Source organism: Bradyrhizobium symbiodeficiens (assembly GCF_002266465.3).
GTDB lineage: Bacteria > Pseudomonadota > Alphaproteobacteria > Rhizobiales > Xanthobacteraceae > Bradyrhizobium > Bradyrhizobium symbiodeficiens.
Genome location: NZ_CP029427.2, coordinates 1249892 through 1274371, shown reverse-complemented (window position 1 = coordinate 1274371; position 24480 = coordinate 1249892). Strand labels below are relative to the sequence as shown.

General features: G+C 64.3%; 25 protein-coding genes, 1 tRNA gene and 1 pseudogene. 14 read left to right on the top strand and 13 right to left on the bottom strand.

Annotated features, from left to right (window positions below; translation table 11 throughout):
* Positions 1-71: 71 nt before the first annotated feature.
* From CIT39_RS06010 to CIT39_RS05980, 7 genes are all read right to left on the bottom strand, one after another.
* Positions 72-515 (bottom strand): hypothetical protein, encoded by a 444-nt coding sequence (locus CIT39_RS06010; RefSeq protein WP_094972972.1) that lies wholly within the window; start codon positions 513-515, stop codon positions 72-74.
* A 2-nt stretch (positions 516-517) separates the two neighbouring features.
* Complete coding sequence (locus tag CIT39_RS06005; RefSeq protein ID WP_094972973.1) at positions 518-886, bottom strand: Cif family virulence factor; 369 nt, start codon at positions 884-886, stop codon at positions 518-520.
* Positions 887-965: 79 nt separating this feature from the next.
* Positions 966-1433 carry a MarR family winged helix-turn-helix transcriptional regulator gene (locus CIT39_RS06000; protein ID WP_094972974.1) on the bottom strand — a complete coding sequence of 156 codons (468 nt, stop codon included), beginning with the start codon at positions 1431-1433 and terminating at the stop codon, positions 966-968.
* A 9-nt stretch (positions 1434-1442) separates the two neighbouring features.
* Positions 1443-3053: an acyl-CoA synthetase gene (locus CIT39_RS05995; RefSeq protein WP_162308368.1), complete on the bottom strand. Its 1611-nt coding sequence runs from the start codon at positions 3051-3053 to the stop codon at positions 1443-1445.
* Between the two features lie 123 nt (positions 3054-3176).
* Positions 3177-4313, bottom strand: a complete 1137-nt coding sequence (locus CIT39_RS05990; protein ID WP_094972976.1) for an epoxide hydrolase family protein — start codon at positions 4311-4313, stop codon at positions 3177-3179.
* A gap of 126 nt (positions 4314-4439) precedes the next feature.
* Entirely contained in the window at positions 4440-4895 is a 456-nt protein-coding gene (locus CIT39_RS05985; protein WP_094972977.1) for a GatB/YqeY domain-containing protein, read from the bottom strand.
* 59 nt (positions 4896-4954) lie between these two features.
* Entirely contained in the window at positions 4955-5656 is a 702-nt protein-coding gene (locus CIT39_RS05980; protein WP_094972978.1) for an alpha/beta fold hydrolase, read from the bottom strand.
* A gap of 146 nt (positions 5657-5802) precedes the next feature.
* Between CIT39_RS05980 and carA the strand changes: the two genes are divergently transcribed.
* Entirely contained in the window at positions 5803-6993 is a 1191-nt protein-coding gene (carA, locus tag CIT39_RS05975) for a glutamine-hydrolyzing carbamoyl-phosphate synthase small subunit (protein WP_094972979.1), read from the top strand.
* Positions 6994-7035: 42 nt separating this feature from the next.
* On the opposite strand, the gene CIT39_RS05970 is transcribed toward carA, so the two are convergent.
* Entirely contained in the window at positions 7036-7320 is a 285-nt protein-coding gene (locus CIT39_RS05970; RefSeq protein WP_244607522.1) for a hypothetical protein, read from the bottom strand.
* A gap of 80 nt (positions 7321-7400) precedes the next feature.
* On the opposite strand from CIT39_RS05970, the pseudogene CIT39_RS05965 reads away from it, so the two are divergent.
* Positions 7401-7921: pseudogene (locus CIT39_RS05965) on the top strand (cupin domain-containing protein).
* Positions 7922-8042: 121 nt separating this feature from the next.
* Here CIT39_RS05965 and CIT39_RS05960 read toward each other — a convergent pair.
* Positions 8043-8567 carry a Dps family protein gene (locus CIT39_RS05960; protein ID WP_094972981.1) on the bottom strand — a complete coding sequence of 175 codons (525 nt, stop codon included), beginning with the start codon at positions 8565-8567 and terminating at the stop codon, positions 8043-8045.
* Between the two features lie 104 nt (positions 8568-8671).
* Between CIT39_RS05960 and CIT39_RS05955 the strand changes: the two genes are divergently transcribed.
* Positions 8672-9373, top strand: coding sequence for a class I SAM-dependent methyltransferase (locus tag CIT39_RS05955; protein ID WP_094972982.1), 702 nt, complete (start codon positions 8672-8674; stop codon positions 9371-9373).
* Between the two features lie 54 nt (positions 9374-9427).
* A tRNA-OTHER gene (locus CIT39_RS05950) sits at positions 9428-9503 on the top strand.
* A gap of 114 nt (positions 9504-9617) precedes the next feature.
* Here the strand turns inward: CIT39_RS05950 and CIT39_RS05945 are convergent.
* Complete coding sequence (locus CIT39_RS05945; RefSeq protein ID WP_094972983.1) at positions 9618-9989, bottom strand: ArsR/SmtB family transcription factor; 372 nt, start codon at positions 9987-9989, stop codon at positions 9618-9620.
* A 113-nt stretch (positions 9990-10102) separates the two neighbouring features.
* Between CIT39_RS05945 and CIT39_RS05940 the strand changes: the two genes are divergently transcribed.
* From CIT39_RS05940 to greA, 3 genes are all read left to right on the top strand, one after another.
* Positions 10103-11272 carry an MFS transporter gene (locus tag CIT39_RS05940; RefSeq protein WP_094972984.1) on the top strand — a complete coding sequence of 390 codons (1170 nt, stop codon included), beginning with the start codon at positions 10103-10105 and terminating at the stop codon, positions 11270-11272.
* Positions 11273-11416: 144 nt separating this feature from the next.
* Positions 11417-14881, top strand: coding sequence for a carbamoyl-phosphate synthase large subunit (gene carB, locus CIT39_RS05935; RefSeq protein WP_094972985.1), 3465 nt, complete (start codon positions 11417-11419; stop codon positions 14879-14881).
* Positions 14882-15106: 225 nt separating this feature from the next.
* Positions 15107-15580 carry a transcription elongation factor GreA gene (greA, locus tag CIT39_RS05930; protein ID WP_007596674.1) on the top strand — a complete coding sequence of 158 codons (474 nt, stop codon included), beginning with the start codon at positions 15107-15109 and terminating at the stop codon, positions 15578-15580.
* 160 nt (positions 15581-15740) lie between these two features.
* Here the strand turns inward: greA and CIT39_RS05925 are convergent, their stop codons facing one another.
* The gene (locus tag CIT39_RS05925; RefSeq protein WP_162308367.1) at positions 15741-16220 is read right to left on the bottom strand and encodes an Lrp/AsnC family transcriptional regulator; all 480 of its coding nucleotides are present in this window, start codon (positions 16218-16220) and stop codon (positions 15741-15743) included.
* A gap of 268 nt (positions 16221-16488) precedes the next feature.
* On the opposite strand from CIT39_RS05925, the gene trxB reads away from it, so the two are divergent.
* The 5 genes from trxB (at position 16489) to CIT39_RS05900 (ending at position 20367) form a co-directional block, all read left to right on the top strand.
* Entirely contained in the window at positions 16489-17454 is a 966-nt protein-coding gene (trxB, locus tag CIT39_RS05920; RefSeq protein ID WP_094972987.1) for a thioredoxin-disulfide reductase, read from the top strand.
* A 5-nt stretch (positions 17455-17459) separates the two neighbouring features.
* Positions 17460-18383: a LysR family transcriptional regulator gene (locus CIT39_RS05915; protein WP_026201990.1), complete on the top strand. Its 924-nt coding sequence runs from the start codon at positions 17460-17462 to the stop codon at positions 18381-18383.
* A 458-nt stretch (positions 18384-18841) separates the two neighbouring features.
* Positions 18842-19750, top strand: coding sequence for a 4-hydroxy-tetrahydrodipicolinate synthase family protein (locus tag CIT39_RS05910; RefSeq protein WP_094972988.1), 909 nt, complete (start codon positions 18842-18844; stop codon positions 19748-19750).
* 173 nt (positions 19751-19923) lie between these two features.
* A complete protein-coding gene (locus CIT39_RS05905) occupies positions 19924-20070 on the top strand; it encodes a hypothetical protein (protein WP_162848622.1) in 147 nt (48 codons plus the stop codon).
* A gap of 150 nt (positions 20071-20220) precedes the next feature.
* Positions 20221-20367 (top strand): hypothetical protein, encoded by a 147-nt coding sequence (locus CIT39_RS05900; RefSeq protein WP_162848621.1) that lies wholly within the window; start codon positions 20221-20223, stop codon positions 20365-20367.
* 79 nt (positions 20368-20446) lie between these two features.
* Here CIT39_RS05900 and CIT39_RS05895 read toward each other — a convergent pair whose 3' ends face one another.
* Positions 20447-21124 (bottom strand): ParA family protein, encoded by a 678-nt coding sequence (locus CIT39_RS05895; RefSeq protein WP_094972989.1) that lies wholly within the window; start codon positions 21122-21124, stop codon positions 20447-20449.
* A gap of 367 nt (positions 21125-21491) precedes the next feature.
* On the bottom strand, positions 21492-21836 hold the full coding sequence (locus tag CIT39_RS05890; protein ID WP_094972990.1) for a hypothetical protein: 345 nt from the start codon (positions 21834-21836) through the stop codon (positions 21492-21494).
* 508 nt (positions 21837-22344) lie between these two features.
* On the opposite strand from CIT39_RS05890, the gene CIT39_RS05885 reads away from it, so the two are divergent.
* A complete protein-coding gene (locus tag CIT39_RS05885) occupies positions 22345-23511 on the top strand; it encodes a CaiB/BaiF CoA transferase family protein (protein ID WP_094972991.1) in 1167 nt (388 codons plus the stop codon).
* Between the two features lie 2 nt (positions 23512-23513).
* A complete protein-coding gene (locus CIT39_RS05880) occupies positions 23514-24437 on the top strand; it encodes an HpcH/HpaI aldolase/citrate lyase family protein (RefSeq protein WP_094972992.1) in 924 nt (307 codons plus the stop codon).
* Positions 24438-24480: the final 43 nt, after the last annotated feature.

Genomic DNA, 24480 nt, shown 5'->3' with positions numbered 1-24480 from the left:
TTTCCCAGCGGGGAGAGGTGATCCGGGTTCGCGGCCAGCGCCGAATTCAATTCAGCAGCATTCGCTCCTTTTCAGGACGCCATCGCGAGACGGAGCGCCACCGCGAGATTGGCCGCGAACAGTCCCGCGTCGATGACGAAGATCCTGAGCATCGGGCCCTTCAGCACCGGCCAGTAAGCGACGCCAACGCGTCCGCCACGCATCAGCACCGGAAGATTATAGGCGAACTGGCTGAAATGGCAGGCGGAGAAGAACAGGAACAGCGCGAGCTGCGCCTCGACCGGCTGGAAGAAGAGCGGACGCGCGGCCAGAAGGTAGAACGACAACAGCCCGATCGGCAGGTTCATCCCGCCCAGGAACGCCACGCTCGCCGCCAGGGTCGGCGCGATCGGATTGCTGCGCTCTTCCCGCGGCAGCAGGATCTTCAGCGTGTTGGCTTGCGCAATGCTGAACTGGACGAAGGCGCCGCCGAACCACAGCGCGTTGAGGAGCAGGACGATATCCGACAGGCGCATGGCTATTTTCCGTAGAAGGCTTCACTGCGCGCGACGCGCCCCGTTTCGTCGAAATCCATGAACTCGCTGGCGCGGGTGTCGCCCAGCTGCCACCACACCGTCAGGCGCGCAATGGTGTCGTCCCAGCTCCAGCTCAATATCTTCAGGTCCGCGCTTTCGATGTGGCCGTAGGCCTTCTGCCAGTAGGCGCGGATGTTCCCGGCACCGCTCACGACCGGCGAGCCGGTGAGCGTCAGCGCCAGGGGACTACGCATCTGCGCATCGTCGGCAAGGTGGGCGACGACGGCGTCGATGTCGACCTTGCACCAGCTCGCGCACCAGGCCGCGACGAAGGGTCCGGCCGCCGCCCGATTCATTGCCTGTCCACTCATGACGCGGCCTCTCCACGCTTGTCGCCGGGGAAAATGGCAAAGCCAGCCCGTCATGTCAACTATGTTGACTTGAGATTCGTCAATTTTGGTCGGCGATTGCTGCCATGACGGCCATCCATGCCGCCGCCCCGGATGCGCCGACGCGATCGAACGCCTGACGCATGACGTTGCGCTCATGGTCGGATGCGCGCTGCTCGATGCGCTGCCCGGCCGCCGTCAGACGCAGCAGCTTGGAGCGATGCTGCGCGGGCGAGCGCTTCGACGTCACGAGCTTGCGCTCCACCAGCAGATTAAGCGGCCGGCTCAGGGCCTGCTTGGAAATGCCGAGGACCTCGAGCAGCGAACCGATCGCGATATCGGGCCGGCGCGCCACCACGTAGAGGATACGATGATGCGGACGCGACAGGCCCTGCTTCGCGAGGTATTCATCGGCCTCCAGCGTCATGCCGCGCCAGCCGTAATACATCAGCTCGAGCGCCGCATCGAGATCGTGCAGCTTGTCGAGCGAGGCGCGGTGGAGTCCCGCGGCTGGAGACGTTTTTGCCATTGTCGGAAGCTAGCCCTTCGCCCGCAGCTCGCGCCGCAGCACCTTGCCGGTCGCCGTCATCGGCAGAGTCTCGGCGAATTCGACGAAGCGCGGATATTCATGCGCGGCGAGCTGCACCTTGACGAACTCCTGGATCTCGCGCGCCAGCGCGTCGGTGCCGCTAAAGCCCGAACGCAGCACGATCCAGGCCTTGATCGATTCGGTGCGGATCGGATCGGGGATGCCGACCACCGCGGCCATCGCCACCGAGGGATGTTTCATCAGCGTATGCTCGATCTCGGAGGGACCGACGCGATAGCCGGCCGTGGTGATGACGTCGTCCTCGCGGCTGACATACCAGAAATAGCCGTCCTCGTCCTGCACGCCGAGATCGCCGGTCAGCAGGAATTCGCCGGCATATTTCTTCGCCGTCGCCTCCGGATTGCGCCAGTATTCCAGCATGGTGACGGGGCATGGCTGGCGCACGCCGATGATGCCGCGCTGGCCGCGCGGCAATTCCTCGCCCTTGTCGTTGACGATGCGGACGTCGAAGCCCGGCGTCGCCTTGCCCATCGATCCCGGGCGGATCGGAAACAAATTGGAGTTGCTGCCGATCACGAGGTTGCACTCGGTCTGGCCGAACACCTCATGCGCGTCGATGCCGAAGGTCTCGCGCACCCAGCCGAGCAGCTCGCCGCCGAGCGATTCACCGCCGGTGAAGATGCTGCGCAGCTTGACGCCCGGATGCGTCACGCCGGCCTGCCGCATCAGCTTCAGCGCGGTCGGCGGCAGGAAGACGTTGCGCACGCCGAGGTCGGCCATCATCTGCATCGCCGCCTGCGGCTCGAATTTTCGCGCGCGATGACCAACAAGAGGAATGCCGTGATACCAGAATGCGAGCAGGCCGTTGACGAGGCCGCCGATCCAGGCCCAGTCCGCCGGCGTCCACATGAGATCGCCGGGCCTGGGTAAGAAGTTGTGGCACATCTCGACATTGGGCAGATGGCCGAGCACGACGCGGTGCGCATGCAGCGCGCCTTTTGGATTCCCTGTCGTGCCCGAGGTGTAGATGATCAGCGCGGGATCATCGCATGAGGTGTCCACGCGCGCGAAATCGGGCGAAGCGGCCTTCACCGCATCCCAGAACGATGTCGTGCCCGAACGCGCGCGCCCGCCGACGACGTAGATCGTCTTCAGCTCCGGCAGGCGATCGCGGATCCTGGACAGCTTCTCCCAACCACCCTCGTCGGTAACGATGGCTTTGGCTTGCGAGTTCGACAGGCGGAATTCCAGCGCGTCCTCGCCGAACAATGCGAACAGCGGGATCGAGATCAGGCCGGAGCGGAACGCCGCCATATGCGCAACCGGCAATTCCAGCGATTGCGACAGGAACACCGCGACGCGGTCGCCACGGACAAGCCCGTCCGTCTTCAGCACATTGGCAAAGCGCTGCGAAGCTTCGGCGACCTCGTCGAAGGAGGTGCGGCTGGTTGCACCGTTCTCGTCGACATAGACCAGCGCGAGCCGGCCGGTGCCGTCGGCATGCCGGTCGCAGCACGCCTCCGCCATGTTGAACCGCGCCGGGATGTCCCAGCGGAAATTGCGATAGAGCTCGTCGTAGGTTGCGGCTTCGGTCAGCATGGCAGGCGTTTCCACGGTCTCGACGTCATGGCCGGACTTGTTCCGGCCATCCACGTTCTTGTTTGGCCTGAGTTTAAGGGCGTGGATGCCCGGGACAAGCCCGGGCATGACGGAGAATGCGTCTCACCGCACCGTCGCAAAGAACTTCCTGACATCGCGCACGAACAGCTCCGGCTGCTCGAACGCGGCGAAATGGCCGCCCTTCTCCATCTCGCTCCAATGGGTGATGTCAGGGAAGTTCGGCTCCATCCAGCGCCGCACCGGCGTGATGATCTCCTTGGGAAATACGGCAACACCGGTCGGCACGTTGACCTTCGGCGTGGTGCGGCGCTTGCCAAAACTTTCCCAGTAGAGCCGCGCCGAGGAGGTTGCCGTCTCCGTCGCCCAATAGAGCATGACGTTGTCGAGCAGCTCGTCCCGGGTGAAGATGTTCTCGGGGTGGCCGTCGCAATCGGTCCAGGCCCAGAATTTTTCCAGGATCCAGGCCGCCTGCCCGCTCGGAGAATCCGTCAAGCCATAGCCGAGCGTCTGCGGGCGCGTCGACTGCTGCTTGGAGTAGCCGGAGTCGAGGTCGACATAGTGCTTGAGCCCGGCGAGCGCGCGCTTCTCCTCCGCCGTCGGCTCGCCCTCGACCTTGGGCGCCGCGTTGAAGGCGAGCGTGATGTGGATGCCGGCGCAATGGACCGGGTCCTGCGCGCCAAGCGATGTCGTCACCGCCGAGCCCCAGTCGCCGCCTTGCGCACCGTAGCGCTTGTAACCCAGCCGCTCCATCAGCTCCGCCCAGGCCGCAGCGATCCGGTCGACGCCCCAGCCAGTGGTCCTGGGCTTGGCCGAGAAGCCGAAGCCCGGCAGAGAGGGACAGATCACGTGAAACGCATCGGCGGGGTTGCCGCCATGCGCGGCTGGATCGACCAGCGGCGAGATCACCTTCTGGAATTCGACGATCGAGCCAGGCCAGCCATGGGTGATGATCAGCGGCAGCGCCGACGGCTCCTTCGAGCGCGCATGGATGAAGTGGATGTCGAGCCCGTCGATCTCGGTCGTGAATTGCTCAAAGCGATTGAGTTTTGCTTCGCGGGCACGCCAGTCGTAGCCATCAGCCCAGTAGGTGCAGATTTCCTGGATCCATTTCAGCGGCGCGCCCTGGCTCCAGTCGTCGACCAGTTCAGCCTCCGGCCAGCGCGTGCGGGCGAGACGCGACTTGAGGTCGGCGAGGATGTCGTCGCTGATGGCGACGCGGAACGGTTTGATGGCGGTCATCGTGCCTCCCCTGTTTCTTCTTGTCATTCCGGGGCGCGCGAAGCGCGAGCCCGGAATCCATTTCTCAACAGAACGGTGGCACGATGGATTCCGGACTCGACGCTTTGCGTCGCTCCGGAATGACGACTAGCCCGACAGCGCCGCCTTCACCAAGCCGCTGGCCTTGCCGAAATCCATCTGCCCCGCGTACTTCGCGCGCAGCACCGCGATCACCTTGCCCATGTCCTTCATGCCGGCGGCACCCGTCTCAGCGATCGCATCCGCAATCGCCTTCTTCACCTCGTCCTCGGCCATCTGCTTCGGCAGGTATGCCGAGATCACCGCGATCTCCTCGCGCTCCTGGGCTGCGAGCTCGGCGCGGCCACCTTTTTCGTAGAGCTCGACCGATTCCTGCCTCTGCTTGATCATCTTCTGAAAAACGCCGAGCAGATCGGCGTCCGAGAGCGGCGGCTTGCCCTGCCCGCGCGCGTCGATGTCGGCGTTCTTGATGGTCGAATTGACCATGCGCAGCGTGGACAGCTTGCGCTCGTCCTTGGCCTTCATGGCCTCCTTGACCGCATTGTTGATGTCGTCGCGCAGCATGGTCGTGATCCCTTCGAGTATTTGACGCCTGATCTAGGCCGTCCGGGGCCTTCAGACAACTAGCTTCCAAGCCATTCGGAGAGCGCGCGCACCGTCGCTTCCGGCTGTTCCGGCTGCGGCAGGTGTCCGCAGCGATCGAGGATCACGAGCCTTGCGCCGGGGATGCCCTCGGCCATCTCCTTCGAGAGCGCATTCGGGATGGTGTTGTCGGCATCGCCCGTCAGCACCAGCGTCGGGCATGTGATGGCTGAAAGCGTCGAGCGCGAATCCACCCGTGCGATGATCGCGGTCTGCTGCCGCAGATAGCCCTCGACGCCGACATCCTCATCCTGCGCATGCACCAGCTTCAGAATATCGGCATCGTCGCGCCGTGACGGATGCACCAGCTCCGGAAAGCTCTCCTCGCGGATCGCGCGAAGCTCGCCGCGCCCGGCACGTTCCATCAGGCCGCGGCGGCGCGCGGTCGCCTCCGGCGTATCGGGCCGCGCCTGGGTGTTGATCAGCGCGAGCTTGACCACCCGCTCGGGCGCCTGGCGCATGATCTCGAACGCGATGTAGCCGCCCATGGAATGGCCGGCGAGTGCGAAGCGCGGCGGCGCCTCGCTCAGGATGCGGCGGGCGATCGCCGCCATGCTGTCGTCGCGGATATGGTTGGCGACCATGACCGGTCCGAAACGCCACAGCGCGGGGATCATTTGTGCATAGATCCGGGCCGAGGAGGCCAGCCCCGGAACCAGCACAATCGGGGTCGTCCGGTCCATTATTGCCTCGCAAGCCCAGGAATTTGCCGGAAATTGTGCGCCGGAGCTTAAGTGCCGGGGACGGCCTGTCAAATATGCAAAAACGCATGTGAATCCGCCCTCTCCCGCTTTGACGGCGGCCCGCGCGAGGACTATGAAACGCGCTCATGACACAACATGACAACGATACCGCCTGGCCGGACCATAAACCGACCGCGCTCCTCGTGCTTGCCGACGGCACGGTGCTTGAAGGCTTCGGTCTCGGCGCCGAGGGCCACGCCGTCGGTGAGGTCTGCTTCAACACCGCGATGACCGGCTACGAGGAGATCCTCACCGATCCCTCCTATGCCGGCCAGCTCATCACCTTCACCTTCCCGCATATCGGCAATGTCGGTACCAACGAGGAAGACATCGAGACGGTGAACATGGCGGCGACGCCGGGCGCACGCGGCGTGATCCTGCGCACCGCGATCACCGATCCCTCGAACTATCGCGCCACCAAGCACCTCGACGCCTGGCTCAAGGCCCGCGGCATCATCGGCCTCTCCGGCATCGACACCCGCGCACTGACCGCGCTGATCCGCTCAAAGGGCATGCCCAACGCCGTGATCGCGCACGCCAGGAACGGCGAGTTCGACCTTCATGGATTGAAGGAAGAAGCGCGCGAATGGCCGGGCCTCGAGGGCATGGACCTCGTGCCGATGGTCACGAGCGGCCAGCGCTTCAGCTGGGACGAGACGCCCTGGGTTTGGGACAAGGGCTTTGGCCGTCAGGACAAGGCCGAGTTCAACGTCGTCGCCATCGACTACGGCATCAAGCGCAACATCCTGCGCCTGCTGGCCGGCGTCGGCTGCAAGGTGACTGTGGTGCCGGCGACGACTTCGTCCGAAGACATTCTGGCAATGAAGCCGGATGGCGTGTTCCTGTCCAACGGTCCGGGCGATCCGGCCGCGACCGGCAAATATGCCGTGCCCGTGATCCAGGACGTCATCAAGTCGGGCACGCCGACCTTCGGCATCTGCCTCGGTCACCAGATGCTAGGCCTCGCCGTCGGCGCGAAGACAAAGAAGATGCATCAGGGCCATCACGGCGCCAACCATCCCGTCAAGGACGAGACCACCGGCAAGGTGGAGATCACCTCGATGAACCACGGTTTTGCCGTGGACGAGACCACGCTGCCGAAGGGCGCGACGCAGACCCACATCTCGCTGTTCGACGGCTCCAATTGCGGCATCCAGCTCGACGGCAAGCCGGTGTTCTCGGTGCAATATCACCCCGAGGCCTCACCCGGCCCGCGCGACTCGCACTATCTGTTCCAGCGCTTTGCGGACCTGATGCGGCAGAAGAAGAGCGCGTAAGACGCAAGACCTCCCGGCGGATGAATCCGCCGGGGCCCGCCGTCACGGACGCATGAACATGAAGTCCGTGTCGGGATCGAAGTTCTCGGCGATGAAGCGCAGCTCGGCCTGAATGTCGGCGATCGACCGCGTCTCCAGATATTTCGAAATCACGAGACTGAGCAAAGCGCGGCAAACGGCTTCGTGCCCAAGGCCGGAAGTCTCCGCCTCGGCAACGGCCGCCGAAAAATGGCGCTGCGCAACGTCGGATGCATACATGGCGTTCCCTTTTCTTTCGCTTCGATGTGCGTGCCCGCCGTTGGCCGCGCGTGCCTTGATCTCCGTCAAACCGGCGCGCGGACCGGCGCAGGAACAAACGGGGCGAGCATCGTCTTTATTTCGTGACCGTTGTGACCCGGAGCCCTGCCATGTCCGCCGTCCGAGACAACGCCGAGCCGCTCGCCATCGTCTTCGAAGACGACGGGCTCGTGCCGAACAACATCCTTCCCTTCCTGGTCTATCAGGACGCGGTGAAGCTCGATCCCGCACGACCTGAAGAGACCATCGAAGATCTGTTCGCGGCGAACGGCTGGGGCGGCACGTGGCGCAACGGCGTCTACGACTATCTGCACTACCACGCGACGGTTCACGAGGTGCTCGGCGTCGCGCGCGGCAGTGCTCGCGTCCGCTTCGGCGGCGACCACGGCCAGGAGCTCGAGATCAAGGCGGGTGATGTCGCGATCCTGCCCGCCGGCACCGGACATCAATGCATCAGGGCGAGCGACGATTTCTGCGTGATCGGCGCCTACCCGCCGGGCAGCAAGATGGAGATCACGCGCGCAACGCCGGAGAACCACGCCAAGGCGCTGAAGACGATTCCAGAGGTCGCGATGCCGCCGGCCGATCCGGTGACGGGCACGGATGGGGGTTGATGCGGCTGTGGCGGTAGCCAAGACAATGGTGCCGTAGGGTGGGCAAAGCGGAGCGTGCCCACGAATTTTTTTTGCGATCGAGAGAGATGGTGGGCACGGCGCGCGAAGAGCGCCTTTGCCCACCCTACGCGAGCCGGGCTACGCCTCGTTGCCGCCTTCCTGACGCGTCGCCTCGAACAGAAACCACGTCCGGCGCTCGGTCTCGTCGATGAAATTCTCGAGCAGGCTGGCGCTCGCCACGTCTTCGGCCTTGTCGCAGACGTCGTGCGCCTTGCGCATCGCGGCGGCGACATGCTTGTTGTCCTGCATCAGCTCGCGCAGCATCTCGCGCGGCGGGACGTAGTCCTCGTTATTGTCCTTGATGGTCTGGAGCTTTGCGACCTGGCCGATCGACTTCAGCGTGGTGCCGCCGATCTTGCGGACGCGCTCGGCGAGCTGGTCGGTGGTGGCGAAGATCTGATCGGACTGCTCGTCGAGCAGCAGATGGTAGTCGCGGAAGTGCCGGCCGCTGACGTGCCAGTGGAAATTCTTGGTCTTCAGATACAGCGCAAACGCGTCGGCCAGAAGCACGTTGAGCGCCTCCGAGACCTTCTTGACCCCGTCGGGCGACAAATCGGTGGGGGTATCGAGATCGGGCGAGATCTTGTTGCTGGTTTTGCTCACGGGGGACCTTCCTGTTAGGACGCGGACATTGACGGCGCGCCGTCGCACCCCTAACGCAAGGCGGGCAGCGCGGTTCCAAGATAGGAACCGCCGGGCGGGATACCATGGACGATTGGATCGATTATTACGACTCGACGCACACGATCTATGTCAGCAAGCTGCATCGCGACTTGCACTTCCAGATCATCGCGCGGGACATCATCGGCTACATCTCCTCGCCGGAGGCGACGGTGCTGGACTATGCCTGCGGCGAAGCGCTGTCGGCGAGCCAGGTGGCATCGGCTTGCGACAAGCTGATCCTCGCCGAGCCCGCACCCGGCGTGCGCGGCCGGCTGATCGCGCGGTTTGCCCCGAACACGAAAATCCGCGTCCGCTCGCTCGACGACGTCCGCAAGATGCAGGACCAGTCGATCGACCTCGTCGTGATGAACTCGGTCGCGCAATACATGGCGCCGGACGAGCTCGATGCCGCGCTCCGCAACATCAGGCGATTGCTGACGCCTTCCGGCAAGCTGGTGCTCGGCGACATCCTCCAGCCCAATGTCGGCATGTTCAGGGACGTCATGGCGCTGCTCGGCTTCGGCCTGCGCCACGGTTTCCTGAAGGACGCGCTGGTCGGGCTGATCAGCACCGCGCTGTCCGATTATCGTCATCTGCGCACGCGCATCGGGCTGCAGCGCTACAGCGAGGAGGAGATCACCGCCAGGCTGAAAGCAGCCGGGTTCGCGGTCCAGCGCGCCCATACCAATATCGGCCATAATCGCTGGCGCATGACCTTCATCGCGCGACCGCCTCTGGTTCGTTAAGCATAACAATTAGCCGTTGTGGCTTATCGCACTGCAATCGGACATGATCGCCGCGGCCCGGTGGCGGAAGCGTCTACGCGAGGGCGGTGCAACGCTCTTCATCCTGGTTCAAATCCAGGCCGGGTCTCCACGCTTCGCCCCTTCGGGGCTACGCGTGACGCAGCCACGCTTGACCCGAAGGGGCGAAGCGTGTCCGGCGTAGCTGGAGCGCAGCGGAAGCGTAGACGGACCGCCCGCGCAAACCTCAACCCGCCTCAATCACCTCGCCCTCCGTCGACAGCAGCAGCCGCTCGGAATCCTTGCTCGCGGACTTGATCACCGCATCGAGCAGGCCGGGAAAACGCGCGTCCAGATCCTCGCGGCGCAGCCGCATGAAGCGGTTGGTGCCGGCCACGCGCGTCAGCATCAGGCCGCATTCGCGCAGCTTGGCGAAATGGTAGGCAAGGTTGGACTTGCCGGCGAGGCTGTAGAAATCGCCGCAGCAGAGCTCACTGCTGACACGTTCCTGCTGGGCGAGCTGGCAGACAATCGCCAAACGGATCGGATCGCTGAGGCAATCCAGAACCATCGGCAGCTCGATCTGCTCGCGGGTGGGATGAAGAGGCGTGCGGCTCATGACCCGGGAATCATAGCGAAGCGGCCGTAATGTTCAATAGTTCTTGAACCAATTGACCTGTGGATCATCGCATTCAATAGTTCAATAAACGTTGAACAAAGGGACATCGTCCAATGAGCGTATTCTGGCTGGCCTTGGCCGCCTTTGCGATCGGCACCGAAGGCTTTGTGATTGCAGGACTTTTGCCCAGCATCGCAGCCGATCTGCAGATTTCGGTCTCGGCCGCCGGGCAATTGGTCACCGCCTACGCCCTCACCTACGCCGTGGGCTCGCCGATCCTGGCGGTGTCGTTGAACAACATCGACCGCCGCACCGTGTTGGCGCTGGCGCTGACCACCTTCATCGCCGGCAACCTCGCGGCCATGGTGGCATCCAACTACGCCCTGCTGCTGGCTTCGCGGATGCTGATGGCGCTGGGTTCCGGCCTGTGCATGCCGACGGCACTCGCCGTGTCGGTTGCGATCGCCTCGCCCGAACGGCGCGGTCGCGCCGTGGCGCTGGTGACCTCGGGTCTGACGGTCGCGACCGTCATCGGCGTCCCCATCGGCAATCTCGTCGGCAGCCTGTTCGGCTGGCGCGCAACCTTTGCCATGGTCGCCCTGATCGGCGCGGTCGCGCTCGTCGCCCTCCTGTTCGGCCTGCCCCGCGGCTTGCCGCGCAACACGGCCTCGCTCGGCGAACGTCTGGCGGTGGCGCGTCACGGCCATGTCTTGACCGCGCTCGTGATCACGATCCTATGGGCGCTCGGCGGCTTCACCGTGTTCACCTATTTCGCGGTCCCGCTGCGTGGGCTCGGCTTCGATGCCTCGCAGATCAGCCTTGCCCTGCTGGTGTTCGGCGGCGCGGCCGCGATCGGGAACATGCTCGGCGGTACCCTGGCCGACCGGCTCGGAACGTTTACGACCGCCGCCCTCGGGCTCGCCGGCATGGCGAGCGCCCTCGTCCTGCATTCCCTGGTCCTGAAGCTGATGCCCGGACAGGCGCATTATGCGGTGCTGGGCACGATCTTCCTCTGGGGCATCTCCGGCTGGGCATTCTATCCGGCCCAGGTCGCCAGCATCATCCGGATCGAGCCGCAGGCTTCGATGATCGCGCTGTCGCTCAACGCCTCCGCCATGTATCTCGGCTTCGCCCTCGGCGGGGCGCTGGGCGGCGCGGTGCTGGCCACCCTGTCGCCGACCGACCTGGGCTGGATCGGCGGATCGAGCGTTGCGGCCTCACTTCTGGTGCATCTCGCCCGTGGCTGGCAGGCCCGGCCAAAACCGGTCAAAATTGCCGGTTGATGGGCGTTTTTCGGGGTTTCGCCGCTCCGGAATCTGGTCTAAGACCCACCCGCGCGCGAGGGAGACCCCCGCGCTCTCGGCTTCAGGGGACGCGCGGCAAGCGCGCCCTTTTTTTGTGCCCAAATTCCAGTCCGGCGAGAGTTGATGCCCAAACGTACAGACATCACCACCATCCTGATCATCGGCGCCGGTCCCATCGTGATCGGCCAAGCCTGCGAGTTCGACTATTCGGGCACCCAGGCGGTGAAGACGCTGAAGGAAGAGGGCTATCGCATCGTCCTCGTCAATTCCAATCCGGCCACGATCATGACCGACCCGGAATTGGCCGATGCGACCTATATCGAGCCGATCACCCCCGAGATCGTCGCAAAAATCATCGAGAAGGAACGTCACGTCATTCCGGGCGGTTTCGCGCTGCTGCCGACCATGGGTGGCCAGACCGCGCTGAACTGCGCGCTGTCGCTGCGCCAGCAGGGCACGCTGGAAAAGTTCGACGTCGAGATGATCGGCGCCACCGCCGACGCGATCGACAAGGCGGAGGACCGCCAGCTGTTCCGCGAGGCCATGACCAAGATCGGGCTCGAGACACCGAAGTCGCGGCTCGCCAACGCCTCCGCCCTGAAGAAATCCTTCCGCGACAAGCGTCAGGCTGAACGCGAAAAGCTCTCGGGCGCGGCCCTCGAAGAGCACGATCGGCAGTGGACCCTCGGCGAAAGCGACCGCCGCAAGCGCTACCAGGAATATGCGCTCGGCCAGGCGCTGATGGCACTGTCCGAGATCGGCCTGCCCGCGATCATCCGCCCCTCCTTCACCATGGGCGGCACCGGCGGCGGCATTGCCTACAACAAGGAAGAGTTCCTCGACATCATCGAGCGCGGTCTCGATGCGTCTCCGACCAACGAAGTGCTGATCGAAGAATCCGTGCTCGGCTGGAAAGAGTACGAGATGGAGGTGGTGCGCGACAAGAAGGACAATTGCATCATCGTCTGCTCGATCGAGAACCTCGATCCGATGGGCGTGCACACCGGTGACTCCATCACGGTTGCGCCGGCGCTGACGCTGACCGACAAGGAATACCAGATCATGCGCGACGCCTCGCTGGCGGTGCTGCGCGAGATCGGCGTCGAGACCGGCGGCTCCAACGTGCAGTTCGGCGTCAATCCCGAAGACGGCCGCATGGTCGTGATCGAGATGAATCCGCGCGTGTCGCGCTCCTCCGCGCTGGCCTCGAAGGCCACCGGCTTTCCGATCGCCAAGGTCGCGGCCAAGCTCGCGGTCGGCTACACGCTGGACGAAATCGCCAACGACATCACCGGCGGCGCCACCCCGGCTTCGTTCGAGCCGACCATCGACTACGTCGTCACCAAGGTGCCGCGCTTCGCCTTCGAGAAATTCCCGGGCGCCTCCACCACGCTGACCACATCCATGAAGTCGGTCGGCGAAGTCATGGCGATCGGCCGCACCTTCCAGGAGAGCCTCCAGAAGGCACTACGCGGGCTCGAGACCGGCCTCACCGGGCTCGACGAGATCGAGATCGAGGGTCTCGGCCGCGACGACGACAAGAACGCGATCCGCGCCGCGCTCGGCACGCCGACGCCGAACCGGATTCTCCAAGTCGCCCAAGCCATGCGGCTCGGCTGGTCGAACGAGGAGATCTTCAACTCCTGCAAGATCGACCCCTGGTTCCTCAGCGAGATGCGCGGCATCGTCGATATGGAGGAGAAGGTCCGCAAAAATGGCCTGCCGGGCAATGCCTTCGGCATGCGCACGCTCAAGGCCATGGGTTTCTCCGACGCGCGGCTGGCCGTGATCGCGCAGACGACCGAGGCCGAGGTGACGGCGAAGCGCCACGCGCTCGGCGTTCGCCCGGTCTACAAGCGCATCGACACCTGCGCGGCTGAATTCGCCTCGCCGACCGCCTATATGTATTCGACCTACGAGGCGCCGTTTGCAGGCGCCCCGGCGGACGAGAGCACCCCGTCCGACAAGAAGAAGGTCATCATTCTCGGCGGCGGCCCGAACCGCATCGGCCAGGGCATCGAATTCGACTATTGCTGCTGTCACGCCTGCTTCGCGCTGCATGACGCCGGCTACGAATCCATCATGGTCAACTGCAACCCGGAGACGGTGTCGACCGACTACGATACCGCCGACCGGCTCTATTTCGAGCCGCTCACCGCCGAGGACGTGCTGGAGATCATCGCCAAGGAGCGCACCAACGGCACGCTGCACGGCGTGATCGTGCAGTTCGGCGGCCAGACCCCGCTGAAGCTCGCGCGTGCGCTGGAAGCCGCCGATGTGCCGATCCTCGGGACCTCGCCCGACGCCATCGACCTCGCCGAAGACCGCGACCGCTTCAAGCGCGTGCTCGACAAGCTGCGGCTGAAGCAGCCGAAGAACGGCATCGCCTATTCAGTCGAGCAGGCGCGCCTGGTCGCGACCGACCTCGGCCTGCCGCTGGTGGTGCGCCCGTCCTATGTGCTCGGCGGCCGCGCCATGCAGATCATCCGCGAGGAGAACCAGCTCAGCGACTATCTGCTCGGAACGCTGCCGGAGCTGGTGCCGGCCGACGTCAAGGCGCGCTACCCGAACGACAAGACCGGGCAGATCAACACCGTGCTCGGCAAGAACCCGCTGCTGTTCGACCGCTACCTCTCCGATGCCACCGAGATCGACGTCGACTGCCTCTGCGACGGCAAGGACACCTTCATCGTCGGCATCATGGAGCACATCGAGGAAGCCGGCATCCATTCCGGCGATAGCGCCTGCTCGCTGCCGCCGCACTCGCTCGACGCCAAGATGATCGAGGAGCTGGAGCGACAGACCCGCGAGCTCGCCCTCGGCCTCGACGTCGTCGGCCTGATGAACGTGCAATACGCCATCAAGGACGGCGACATCTACGTGCTCGAGGTCAACCCGCGCGCCTCGCGCACGGTGCCCTTCGTCGCCAAGGTGATCGGCACGCCGGTCGCCAAGATCGCCGCGCGCATCATGGCCGGCGAGAAGCTCGCCGACTTCAAGCTGAAGAAGGCGGACTTCAAGCATGTCGGCGTGAAGGAATCGGTGTTCCCCTTCGCCCGCTTCCCGGGCGTCGATACCGTGCTTGGTCCCGAGATGCGCTCGACCGGCGAGGTCATGGGCATCGACCGCTCCTTTGCGGTGGCGTTCGCCAAGAGCCAGCTCGGCGGCGGCACGCGGGTGCCGCGCAAGGGCACGGTGTTCGTCTCGGTGCGCGAGAGCGACAAGACCCGCATCGCCGAGGCCGTCCGCGAATTGCATTCGCTCGGCTTCAAGGTGCTGGCGACATCGGGCACGGCGCGCTTCCTGACCGACCAGGGCATCCCGACCGAGAAGGTGAACAAGGTGCTGGAGGGGCGGCCGCATATCGTCGACGCCATTACCAATGGCGACGTCCAGCTCGTCTTCAACACCACGGAAGGCCCGCAGGCGCTCGCCGACAGCCGGTCGCTGCGGCGCGCGGCCCTCTTGCATAAAGTGCCGTATTACACCACTCTTTCGGGGGCCGTGGCGGCCGCGCAGGGCATCCGCGCCTATCTCGGCGGAGACCTTGAGGTACGTACCCTGCAGAGCTACTTTTCGGACACCTGATCGCGAGCGGCAGGCCGAGCCTTGAGGGGTTAAGCCATCCGCTAAGTGACTGGCAATGAAGCCACAATGGCCGGAGGAACTGTCCGGCCATGGTGGTTGTTCTGTTCCGGCGCCAAGCCCACATAACGTTCCGGTGGCCGCGTGTTCAGCGCCGGGAATACCGACGAATCAAGGTTGCCGCGCCCGCTGTTTGTGGGGGCGCGTGACCGAAGGACGAGAGAAGAGATGGAAAAGGTTCCGATGACAGCGGGCGGCTTTGCCGCGCTCGGGGAAGAATTGAAGAAGCGCCAGTCCGAGGACCGTCCGCGCATCATCGAGCATATCGCGGAGGCGCGCTCGCACGGAGACCTGTCGGAGAACGCGGAATATCATGCCGCGAAGGAAGAGCAGTCCCACAATGAAGGCCGCATCGCCGAGCTCGAGGACAAGCTCGCGCGCGCCGATATCATCGACATCTCGAAACTGTCCGGCGACACCATCAAGTTCGGCGCCACCGTGACGCTGGTCGACGAGGACACCGAGAAAAAGACGGTGTGGCAGATCGTCGGCGAGGTCGAGGCCGACGCCAAGAAGGGCCGCATCTCCATCACTTCGCCGCTCGCCCGCGCGCTGATCGGCAAGAAGAAGGGTTCGACCGTCGAGGTCAACGCCCCCGGCGGCGCCAAGGCGTATGAGATCACCAAGGTGGAGTGGCGGTAAGCATTTGCCGCTGCGCTGACGTTTGAAAAAGGCCGCGCCCAGCGCGGCCTTTTTGTTCGGCGTGTTGCTTGCGAGGGCCGAGCACGCTCTCTTATACCCCTCGTCACTGCGAGCAACTTGTCCGCCGAAGCTCGAAGAGCGAAGGCACGAGAGCGGAATCCTACCTCCGCGCCTTCACATCCAGCGGCACGGCTGCCTCGTACTTCGAATTATGCAGCACCAATGACGTCCGCACATTCCGCACGTGCGGCGCTGCGGTGAGATGGGTGACGAAATCCTGGAAGGTCGCCATGTCAGGCGCGACGCATTTGAGGATGAAATCGACCTCGCCCGACAGCATCCAGCATTCCCGCACCAGTGGCTCGGCGCGAACGAACTCCTCGAAGGCGCGCAAATCCGCCTCGGCCTGGCTGGACAGGTGCACGGCGGCGAACACAGTGACGTCGAAGCCGAGCTTGCGGGCGTCGAGCAGGCCGCGATAGCCGAGGATGTAGCCCTCCTCCTCCAGCGCCCGGACCCGGCGCAGGCAGGGCGGCGGCGAGATGCCGACCCGCTTGGCCAGCTCGACATTCGTGATTCGACCGTCGGCCTGAATTTCGGTGAGAATTTTCAGGTCGATCTCGTCTAGGTTCCGCGACACGTGATTGGAACTCCTGGCCTTTGCGGCGGTATTGGGTGGGTTTCTCGCAATGCTCATAGCCCAGTCCGCCTGCCTAGCGCAATTTTATTGCGCGTGCACCGCAATCGACTTTTGTTCCCTGTTGGAAAAATCCGCCGACAGGCAATGCAATTCTTGCATAGCTCACCAGAAGGCTTAGATTAGCTCTGATATTTCAGCGCCTCCGCGAGGCCTCCCGGCACGTTCCGCGCCCGCGCTGCAAGTCCCCCGTGCAAAGGCGTCCGTCGAAATGTCCGCTCCTGTCCATGCAAAGGTCGTCATTATCGGCTCCGGCCCCGCCGGCTACACCGCGGCGATCTACGCCGCGCGGGCGATGCTCGAGCCGATCCTGATCCAGGGCATCCAGCCGGGCGGCCAGCTCACCATCACCACCGACGTCGAGAACTATCCGGGCTTCGCCGACGTGATCCAGGGCCCCTGGCTGATGGAGCAGATGGAGAAGCAGGCGGTGCATGTCGGCACCAGGATCATCTCCGACCTGGTGATCAAGCTCGACACCTCGCAGCGGCCGTTCCGCCTCACCTGCGACTCCGGCGACGTCTATCTCGCCGACGTGGTGATCCTCGCCACCGGCGCCCAGGCACGCTGGCTCGGGTTGCCGTCCGAAGTCAAATTCCAGGGCGGCGGCGTGTCGGCCTGCGCCACCTGCGACGGCTTCTTCTACCGCAACAAGGAGGTCGTGGTGGTCGGCGGCGGCAACACCGCGGTCGAGGAGGCCCTGTACCTCACCAACCATGCTTCAAAGGTCACCATCGTGCATCGCCGCGATCACTTCCGGGCCGAGCGCATCCTGCAGGAGCGTCTGTTCAAGCACCCGAAGATCCAGGTGATCTGGGACAGCGCCGTCGACGAGATTTGCGGCACCGAGAACCCCAACAAGGTCACCCATGTCCGCCTCAAGAACGTCAAGACCGGCGCGCTGACGGACGTGAAGACCGACGGCGTCTTCATCGCCATCGGCCACGCACCGGCGACCGAGCTCGTGAAAGACCAGATCAAGCTCAAGCCGTCGGGCTATGTCGAGGTCGCCCCGAACTCGACCGCCACCTCGGTGCCCGGCCTGTTCGCCGCCGGCGACGTGGCCGACGAGACCTATCGCCAGGCCGTCACGGCCGCCGGCCTCGGCTGCATGGCAGCTCTCGAAGCCGAACGTTTCTTGGCCCTGCGCGCCAGCGAGCGCGCGGCAGCGGAATAAAGATCATGCCTCGAACACGCGACGGATTTACGGATATGGACTGGGACAAGCTGAAGGTGTTTCACGCAGCGGCGGAAGCTGGCAGCTTCACGCATGCGGGCGAGCAACTCGGCCTGTCGCAATCGGCGGTGTCGCGCCAGGTCTCGGCGCTGGAGCAGGAGCTTTCGGTCTCGCTGTTCCACCGCCATGCCCGCGGCCTGATCCTCACCGAGCAGGGCGACCTCTTGTTCCGCACCGCGCATGACGTGTTCATGCAGCTTCAGGCGGCGCGCGCCAAGCTGACCGACAGCCGCGAGCGGCCGAGCGGCGACCTCAAGATCACCACCACGCCCGGCGTCGGCATCAACTGGCTGATCCCGCGGCTCGGCGAGTTCACCGCGCTCTATCCGGAGATCCGGATCTCGCTGATCGTCACCGACGAGGAGCTCGACCTGTCGATGCGCGAGGCGGACGTCGCCATCCGCACCCGCAAGCCGACGCAGCCGGATCTCATCCAGCGCAAGCTGTTCGCGATGGGCTTCCACGCCTATTGCTCGCCGGAATACATCAAGCGCTTCGGCACGCCGCGCACGCTGGAAGAACTCGACTCCCACCGCATCATCACGCTCTCGGACGGCAACTTCGCGCCGCATCTGCAGAACCGCAACTGGCTGGTCGAAGCGGGCCGCAACGGCTCGGGTCCGCGCGAAGCCTATTTCAGGGTCAACAACATCCTCGGTCTGGTCCGCGCCTGTCAGCAGGGCCTCGGCATCGCAGCGCTGCCCGACTACCTCGTCGAGGAACAGAGCAAACTCGTGCAGTTGTTCGGCGAGTCGGATTCGATCCAGCTCGATACGTATTTTGTCTATCCCGAGGAGTTGAAGACGGTCGCGCGCGTGCAGGTGTTCCGCGACTTCGTGGTCAGCAAAGCCCAGCGTTGGCCGTCCTGATTTCCGCATGACTGACATGCGGCCTCGGCTGTTGCTGCGGGCCGCTCGTCAAGCTCATACTGTTTGCACGCTGAGCCTTCGCGTTGCGCATTTGTCCCCCTCCTCCAGTGGCGCGGGAGTTCAGTAATCCCTCTTGGAAGGTGATTGTGTCGGCCTCACGTGGCCAATACCTTAAGCCGGGCTCTCTGGGCCCGGCTTTTTTTTGTTCAAATCGGCCGTCGCCTTCTGCGTGTATTGACAGTTCCAGGTATACCCCGCATCATTTGCAAATGATCACGAAGTCGTGCGCAATTTCGTCGAAGGCGATCGCCTCGAAAAAAGGCCCCCATTCGGGGACCTCGGAGTTTTGCGCGCGCTAGACCGACTTCGTCATCGCTGCAATCCCGAAAACCCCGCCGCCTGGACGGGGTTTTTTCATGTGCCCTCCGTCTCAGGTTTCCCGAGAAGGAGATGGAAACATGACCGGACTTGAAGATCATTTGCACGGGCTGTGGCTGCCGCTGGTGACGCCGTTTCAGGGTGGCGCGCTCGACGAGCGATCGCTGCGGCGGCTGACGCGGCACTACTGCGCGCAAGGCATCGACGGCTTCATCCTGGGGGCGACCTCCGGCGAAGGCATGACGTTGCGCGAGGCCGAGCTCGAACGTCTCGTCGCCATCGTGCGTGATGAGATGGCGGCGGGCCGGTGCACCTTGCCGATCTGCCTCGGGTTATCAGGCGTGGACACCTCGCGGCTGCAGGATCGTCTCGACGAGACCGCGGATTGGCCGATCGACGGCTATCTGATCGCAAGCCCCTATTATGTGCGGCCCTCGCAGCGCGGATTGCTGGCGCATTTCGAGACGCTTGCCGATCACGCGGCATGGCCGCTCGCGCTCTACAACATCCCCTATCGCACCTCGGTCAACATCACCAACCAGACCATGCTGCGTCTGGCCGAGCACCCGAACATCGTCGGCTTGAAGGATTGCGGCGCGAGTCGCGAGCAATCGATCGCGCTGTTGCGCGACCGCCCGAAGGAATTTCGCGTGCTCACCGGCGAGGACGCCAATTATTTCGAGGCGCTCGTCGACGGCGCCGACGGCGGCATCGTGTTGTCCGCCCATGTCGAGACGGCGACGTTTGCGGCGGTGTATGCGGAAACGAAGCGCGGCAACCATGATGCGGCGCTGGCGCGCTGGCACGAGGTCGCTGATCTGACGCGGCTGCTGTTCACCGAACCGAGCCCGGCGCCGGCGAAGTACTGGCTGTGGCGATGCGGCCTGATCGACAGCCCCGAGGTGCGTCTGCCGATGGTGGAAGTGAGCAGCGAGCTCGCCGCCGCGATCGATCACGAGATCGAGCGGCGGACGAAGGTCGCGGCGTAGCTTTTCCTCTCCACACGCGCTGCTTTCCTTCTCCCCTTGCGGGAGAAGGAAGAGCGTGCCGGTGGTTAACCGCACCCCAACGGCCTTCGCTGCTGCCGCATTCCCCATCCACGCCTCGTTTACGCAATCGCGCCTATCGTTTCCTCCAGAACTTTTCACGAGGGGGAATCACCATGGGGCATCGCAACCGGCCTACGGCCGCGCAGCAATTCGCGCCGGCCGATCTTTTGCAGGGAATTCTCGTCGTATCGTCGTTCGGGTTCTGGGCCGTGATGCTCGGCCTGATGCCGGTGCTGCTGTTTCGGATCTGGCTCGCCTGAGACATCTGCCAATGCGGATGGTTAAGCCGCCGTCACAAATGCGCTCAAAATGCGAGCGGAGCCGCAAGCCGGAATCTTAAAACATCCCGGGTATCGTCCACGCCATAAGCGAAGAAATCGCGGGGGCGTTTTGTGAATAGTCGGAATGAAATGGCGTCCTATTTCGGCGCCGGGCAGGAAAAGCTGTCCACCGAGGAGAACTTTACCACCGAGGACATTCTCTGGGCCGTCGGCATCTGGTCGGTGATCCTGACGCTGTCGCCGGTCATCGTGTTCTACATGCTGATGGTGGCGTAGCCGTCCTTCAGCAGATCCCGAAAACGCAAAACGCGCGGGCATCCGCGCGTTTTTCGTCCGGGGAATGATTTATAAAAAATTACGCAGCCTGCTTGTGCATTGCGCCGGACGCCGACGCCGTGCCGCGAATGGCCTTGACCGAACGCTCGATCGCCGCCCACAGCCTTGCGATTTCCTGAGCCGCACGACTCTCGGCCTGATATTCCCGCGCGCCTTCGCCGTGGCTCAGCGCCATCAGCAGATCCGAACGGTTGGTGATCTGGCCGCCCCACACCGGAGCCCGGAATTTCGCCAGCGCTTCGCGGGCGATGGTGACGATCGGGCTTTCGGACTCGTCGCGGCGCGCCGGGGCACCGTTGAGCACGACCGCGTAGGGCTTGCGCGCTGCGCGGCACATCTGGATGGTTTCCTGCACCGCGTTGACGTCGAACACGCCCGGACGCGCCGGAATGACGACCATCGTCGCGTTCTTGATCGCGTCGTCGACGACGGCCGAGAGGTTCGGCGGCGTGTCGATCAACACCCATTCATAACCGTCGCGCTTGGCAGCGGAGACGATGCCGCTGACGGAGTTCACGGCCGACTTGATCGGCGGTTCGTTGGTGCCGCGCAGCTTGTGCCACAGCGTCAGCGAGCCCTGCGGGTCCGCGTCCACCAGCATGACCTGCTTGCTCGCCTTGATCTGTGCGGCAAGATGTGCGGCGAGGGTACTCTTGCCCGAGCCGCCTTTACGCGATGCGAAAACAATAACGTTCATACCTTCGGCCTCCAGATTGACCCCAGACCGCGAAAATGAATCACCACGCTGATTCGTGAAAGAAAAATTTATCGAGGGTTGCGTTACGGCCACGAAATAACAAGGCGTGTTGGCTTTTGAGTCACACTGCGTCGCAGCACCCGAGCTGCCGGGCACAGGAAAACGCGGCTCGCGCGAGCGTCTGTGCGTTTTTTGAGCAGTCTTGCAGGATCATGCGGGACGCAACCTTGCCGCGTAAACCGCTTATCACCCGGCAGTTGCCCCAGGCATCAGCGAGACCCATGCGAACAAAACGAGTCCGCTGGCTGGCGCGGAGCTGATGCCGGACAGGACGAAGGTTTCAAATGAGGAACGCGGTTGCCCGCGCTCAGCCGTCGGTGGTCTTTTTCTTCTTGGGCGCCGGCTTGGTGCTCTTCTTCGCGGTCTTGGGCGCGATGTTGGTCGGCTTGCCGGCGCGCTGCTCGCCCGGCTCGGGTCCGCGGCGGAAGAACACCGCACATTGTGGCGAGAGCTGCGCCTTCTTCTTGATCATGCAGGCGGTGATGGCATCGACGTTCGGAACGAACTCGCTGCACAGCCGCATCGCATCCGGCGAGCAGGCCTGCTGCTCCTCCGGGGTATAGGCGAAGCCGGTACCGGGCTGGATCAGCGCGGCCAGGGCCATCCCCAGGGTTGCAGCAGCCAAGGATGTCTTGAAGCGAAGCGCCGGCATCGATCCCCCCACATGTCGAGTCGGAGGGAATAGTGGGTGAACGGCGGTTCGTTGGCAACGAGGGGGGATGCGAAAGCCGCAGCGTGTGCGGTCTCGGCAACAGGGTGGGCAGCCTTACCCGCAGTCGCTCGGAAAGCATTTGAGACGCGGAACTGTCCGCGACGTCATGGCCGGGCTTGTTTTTTGTCCCGGCCATCCACGCCTTGCCACGCAGCACCGAGAACGTGGATGCCCGGGACAAGCCCGGGCATGACGACCACATGGAAGAGCGGGGGACGACAGCGCGAGCACAGACCCACCCAACCCAAAAATTGCGAAAACAACCCCATGCATAGTAGCCAAGTCTCGGTAATGCCTGGGCATTTCCACTCCAATTTTAGGATTTTGCGAAGTCGAATTTGACTCGTCGGGCAAAACGGGGGCATGATGTCATCATCAAGAAGATGCGCGTGGGGTGGTCGGCCTGTCTCCTGCGCTGGTCGAAAAGCGCACGAGGGGAAGCGATCTCATGGAAGGCAATGAAGCGGAGCTGCCGCTTTCGGGCGTCACGGTGGTCTCGCTGGAGCAGGCGATCGCGGCGCCGCTGGCGAGCCGGCACCTGGCGGACTGGGGCGCGCGGGTGATCAAGATCGAGCGGCCGGGCGCGGGCGATTTCTGCCGCGACTACGACCACGTGATGAACGGCATGTCGAGCCAGTTCGTCTGGACCAACCGTTCCAAGGAAAGTCTCGCCATCGACATCAAGAGCGAGGACGGCCGCAAGGTGCTCGATGCCCTGCTGCCGCAGGCCGATGTGTTCATCCAGAACCTTGCGCCGGGCGCCGCCGAGCGGCTCGGCCTCGATGCCGCATCGCTGCTTCGGAAGCATCCGCGCATCATCGCCTGCGACGTCTCGGGCTATGGCACCGGCGGCCCCTACAGCGACAAGAAGGCCTATGATCTGCTGGTGCAGTGCGAGGCCGGCGTGCTCGCCATTAACGGCACCGAGGCGGAGCCGGCCAAGGTCGGGCTGTCAGTGGTCGATATCGCCACCGGCATGTACATCCTCAACGGCGTGCTGATGGCGCTGTACCGCCGCGAGCGGACCGGCAAGGGCACCGCGTTCCAGGCCTCGCTGTTCGATTCCATCACCGACTGGATGAGTTATCCCGCCTTCTACACGCACAGCACGGGACGGCCGCTGCCGCGCACCGGCGCCAGGCACGCGACCATCGCACCCTATGGGCCGTTCCGGGTCGGCGACGGCAACACCATCTTCTTCGGCATCCAGAACGACCGGGAATGGCGCTCGCTGTGCCGCATCGTCCTCGGCGATGCCGGCTTCGCCGATGACCTGCGCTTCCGCACCAATCCGCTGCGCATGCAGAACCGCGACGATCTGCAAGGACATATCGAGCAGCGCTTTGCATCGATGACCAGCGAGGAGGTGCTGCGGCTGCTGGATGAGGCTTCGATCGCCAACGCGCATCTGAACTCGGTCGAGGCTTTTCTGGAGCACGAGCAGCTCCGCGCGCGGTCGCGCGTGCAAAGCGTGGGCTCGCCGTGCGGCCCGGTGATGAGCTTCCTGCCGGCGCTGACCATTCCAGGCGTCAAGCCGCGGATGGATCCGGTGCCGGATGTGGGCGAGCACAATCAGGCCATCTTCGGCGAACTCGGTCTTTCGAAGGAGATTTGACGATGGCCTCGCTGCGGCCCATGCGGGCCACCCTCGCCGTCCCCGCGCATCGTGCCCGTCTCGTCGCCAAGGCAGCGGCCTCAGCGGCGGATGCGGTGTTCATGGATCTCGAGGACGCGGTGCCGCCGTCTGAGAAGAGCCTCGCGCTGAACGAGGCCGTCCAAGCACTCGCCTCGCTCGACTGGGGCAGCAAGCGTGTCACGGTGCGGATCAACGCAGTCGACAGCCCCTTCATCGCCGGGGAGATCCGCGCGCTGGCGGCGCTGCCGCGGCTAGATGCGGTGATCGTGCCGAAGGCGGAACGCATGAGCGACATCGTCGGCATTGCCGGGCAGATGCGCGCGGCCGCGCCCGATCGCCCCGCGCCGGTCGCGCTGGATCTGCTGATCGAGACCGCGCTCGGCCTCGTCAATGTCGAGGCGCTGGCCGCATGTCACGACAGCATCGCCGCGCTGCATCTCGGCGTCGGAGATTTTGCGGCATCGATCGGTGCCCGCTCCTCCGACATCGGCGTGTCGCCGGACGGTTATCGTCATGTGGGATCGGCGCAAACCGGCTACGCCTCCGCCCCGCTCGATCTGTTCGCCTATCCGATGATGCGCCTTCTGGTCGCCGCCCGCGCGTTCGGCCTTCAGGCCATCGACGGCCCCTGCGGCGCGTTCCGCGATGCCAGGCTCACCGAGAGCAGCGCGCAAAAAGCCGCGGCGATGGGGTTCGACGGCAAGCAGGTCATCCATCCCGACCAGATCGAACCGACGCTGCGTGCATTCGTGCCGTCGGACCTGGAGCTCGCGCAGGCGCGGCGGATCGTCGAGGCCATGGAGCAGGCCGAGGCGAACGGCCAGGGCGCGGTGACGCTGGACGGCAAGATGATCGACTATGCCAATGTGCGGATGGCGCGCCGGATCATCGAGCTGGGGTCGTAGCCAGGGAAATCGCATTTGAGAGTTATTCCTGCGGCCATCCTTC

Coding starts and splice junctions, on each gene's coding strand:
- carB (WP_094972985.1), top strand. CDS start 11,417: ATGCCCAAACGTACAGACATCACCACCATCCTGATCATCGGCGCCGGT.
- greA (WP_007596674.1), top strand. CDS start 15,107: ATGGAAAAGGTTCCGATGACAGCGGGCGGCTTTGCCGCGCTCGGGGAA.
- CIT39_RS05990 (WP_094972976.1), bottom strand. CDS start 4,313: ATGACCGCCATCAAACCGTTCCGCGTCGCCATCAGCGACGACATCCTC.
- CIT39_RS05955 (WP_094972982.1), top strand. CDS start 8,672: ATGGACGATTGGATCGATTATTACGACTCGACGCACACGATCTATGTC.
- CIT39_RS06010 (WP_094972972.1), bottom strand. CDS start 515: ATGCGCCTGTCGGATATCGTCCTGCTCCTCAACGCGCTGTGGTTCGGC.
- CIT39_RS05995 (WP_162308368.1), bottom strand. CDS start 3,053: ATGCTGACCGAAGCCGCAACCTACGACGAGCTCTATCGCAATTTCCGC.
- CIT39_RS05945 (WP_094972983.1), bottom strand. CDS start 9,989: ATGAGCCGCACGCCTCTTCATCCCACCCGCGAGCAGATCGAGCTGCCG.
- CIT39_RS05940 (WP_094972984.1), top strand. CDS start 10,103: ATGAGCGTATTCTGGCTGGCCTTGGCCGCCTTTGCGATCGGCACCGAA.
- CIT39_RS05985 (WP_094972977.1), bottom strand. CDS start 4,895: ATGCTGCGCGACGACATCAACAATGCGGTCAAGGAGGCCATGAAGGCC.
- CIT39_RS06000 (WP_094972974.1), bottom strand. CDS start 1,433: ATGGCAAAAACGTCTCCAGCCGCGGGACTCCACCGCGCCTCGCTCGAC.
- CIT39_RS05915 (WP_026201990.1), top strand. CDS start 17,460: ATGCCTCGAACACGCGACGGATTTACGGATATGGACTGGGACAAGCTG.
- CIT39_RS05890 (WP_094972990.1), bottom strand. CDS start 21,836: ATGCCGGCGCTTCGCTTCAAGACATCCTTGGCTGCTGCAACCCTGGGG.
- CIT39_RS05900 (WP_162848621.1), top strand. CDS start 20,221: ATGGCGTCCTATTTCGGCGCCGGGCAGGAAAAGCTGTCCACCGAGGAG.
- CIT39_RS05895 (WP_094972989.1), bottom strand. CDS start 21,124: ATGAACGTTATTGTTTTCGCATCGCGTAAAGGCGGCTCGGGCAAGAGT.
- CIT39_RS05910 (WP_094972988.1), top strand. CDS start 18,842: ATGACCGGACTTGAAGATCATTTGCACGGGCTGTGGCTGCCGCTGGTG.
- CIT39_RS05885 (WP_094972991.1), top strand. CDS start 22,345: ATGGAAGGCAATGAAGCGGAGCTGCCGCTTTCGGGCGTCACGGTGGTC.
- CIT39_RS05880 (WP_094972992.1), top strand. CDS start 23,514: ATGGCCTCGCTGCGGCCCATGCGGGCCACCCTCGCCGTCCCCGCGCAT.
- trxB (WP_094972987.1), top strand. CDS start 16,489: ATGTCCGCTCCTGTCCATGCAAAGGTCGTCATTATCGGCTCCGGCCCC.
- CIT39_RS05980 (WP_094972978.1), bottom strand. CDS start 5,656: ATGGACCGGACGACCCCGATTGTGCTGGTTCCGGGGCTGGCCTCCTCG.
- CIT39_RS06005 (WP_094972973.1), bottom strand. CDS start 886: ATGAGTGGACAGGCAATGAATCGGGCGGCGGCCGGACCCTTCGTCGCG.
- carA (WP_094972979.1), top strand. CDS start 5,803: ATGACACAACATGACAACGATACCGCCTGGCCGGACCATAAACCGACC.
- CIT39_RS05905 (WP_162848622.1), top strand. CDS start 19,924: ATGGGGCATCGCAACCGGCCTACGGCCGCGCAGCAATTCGCGCCGGCC.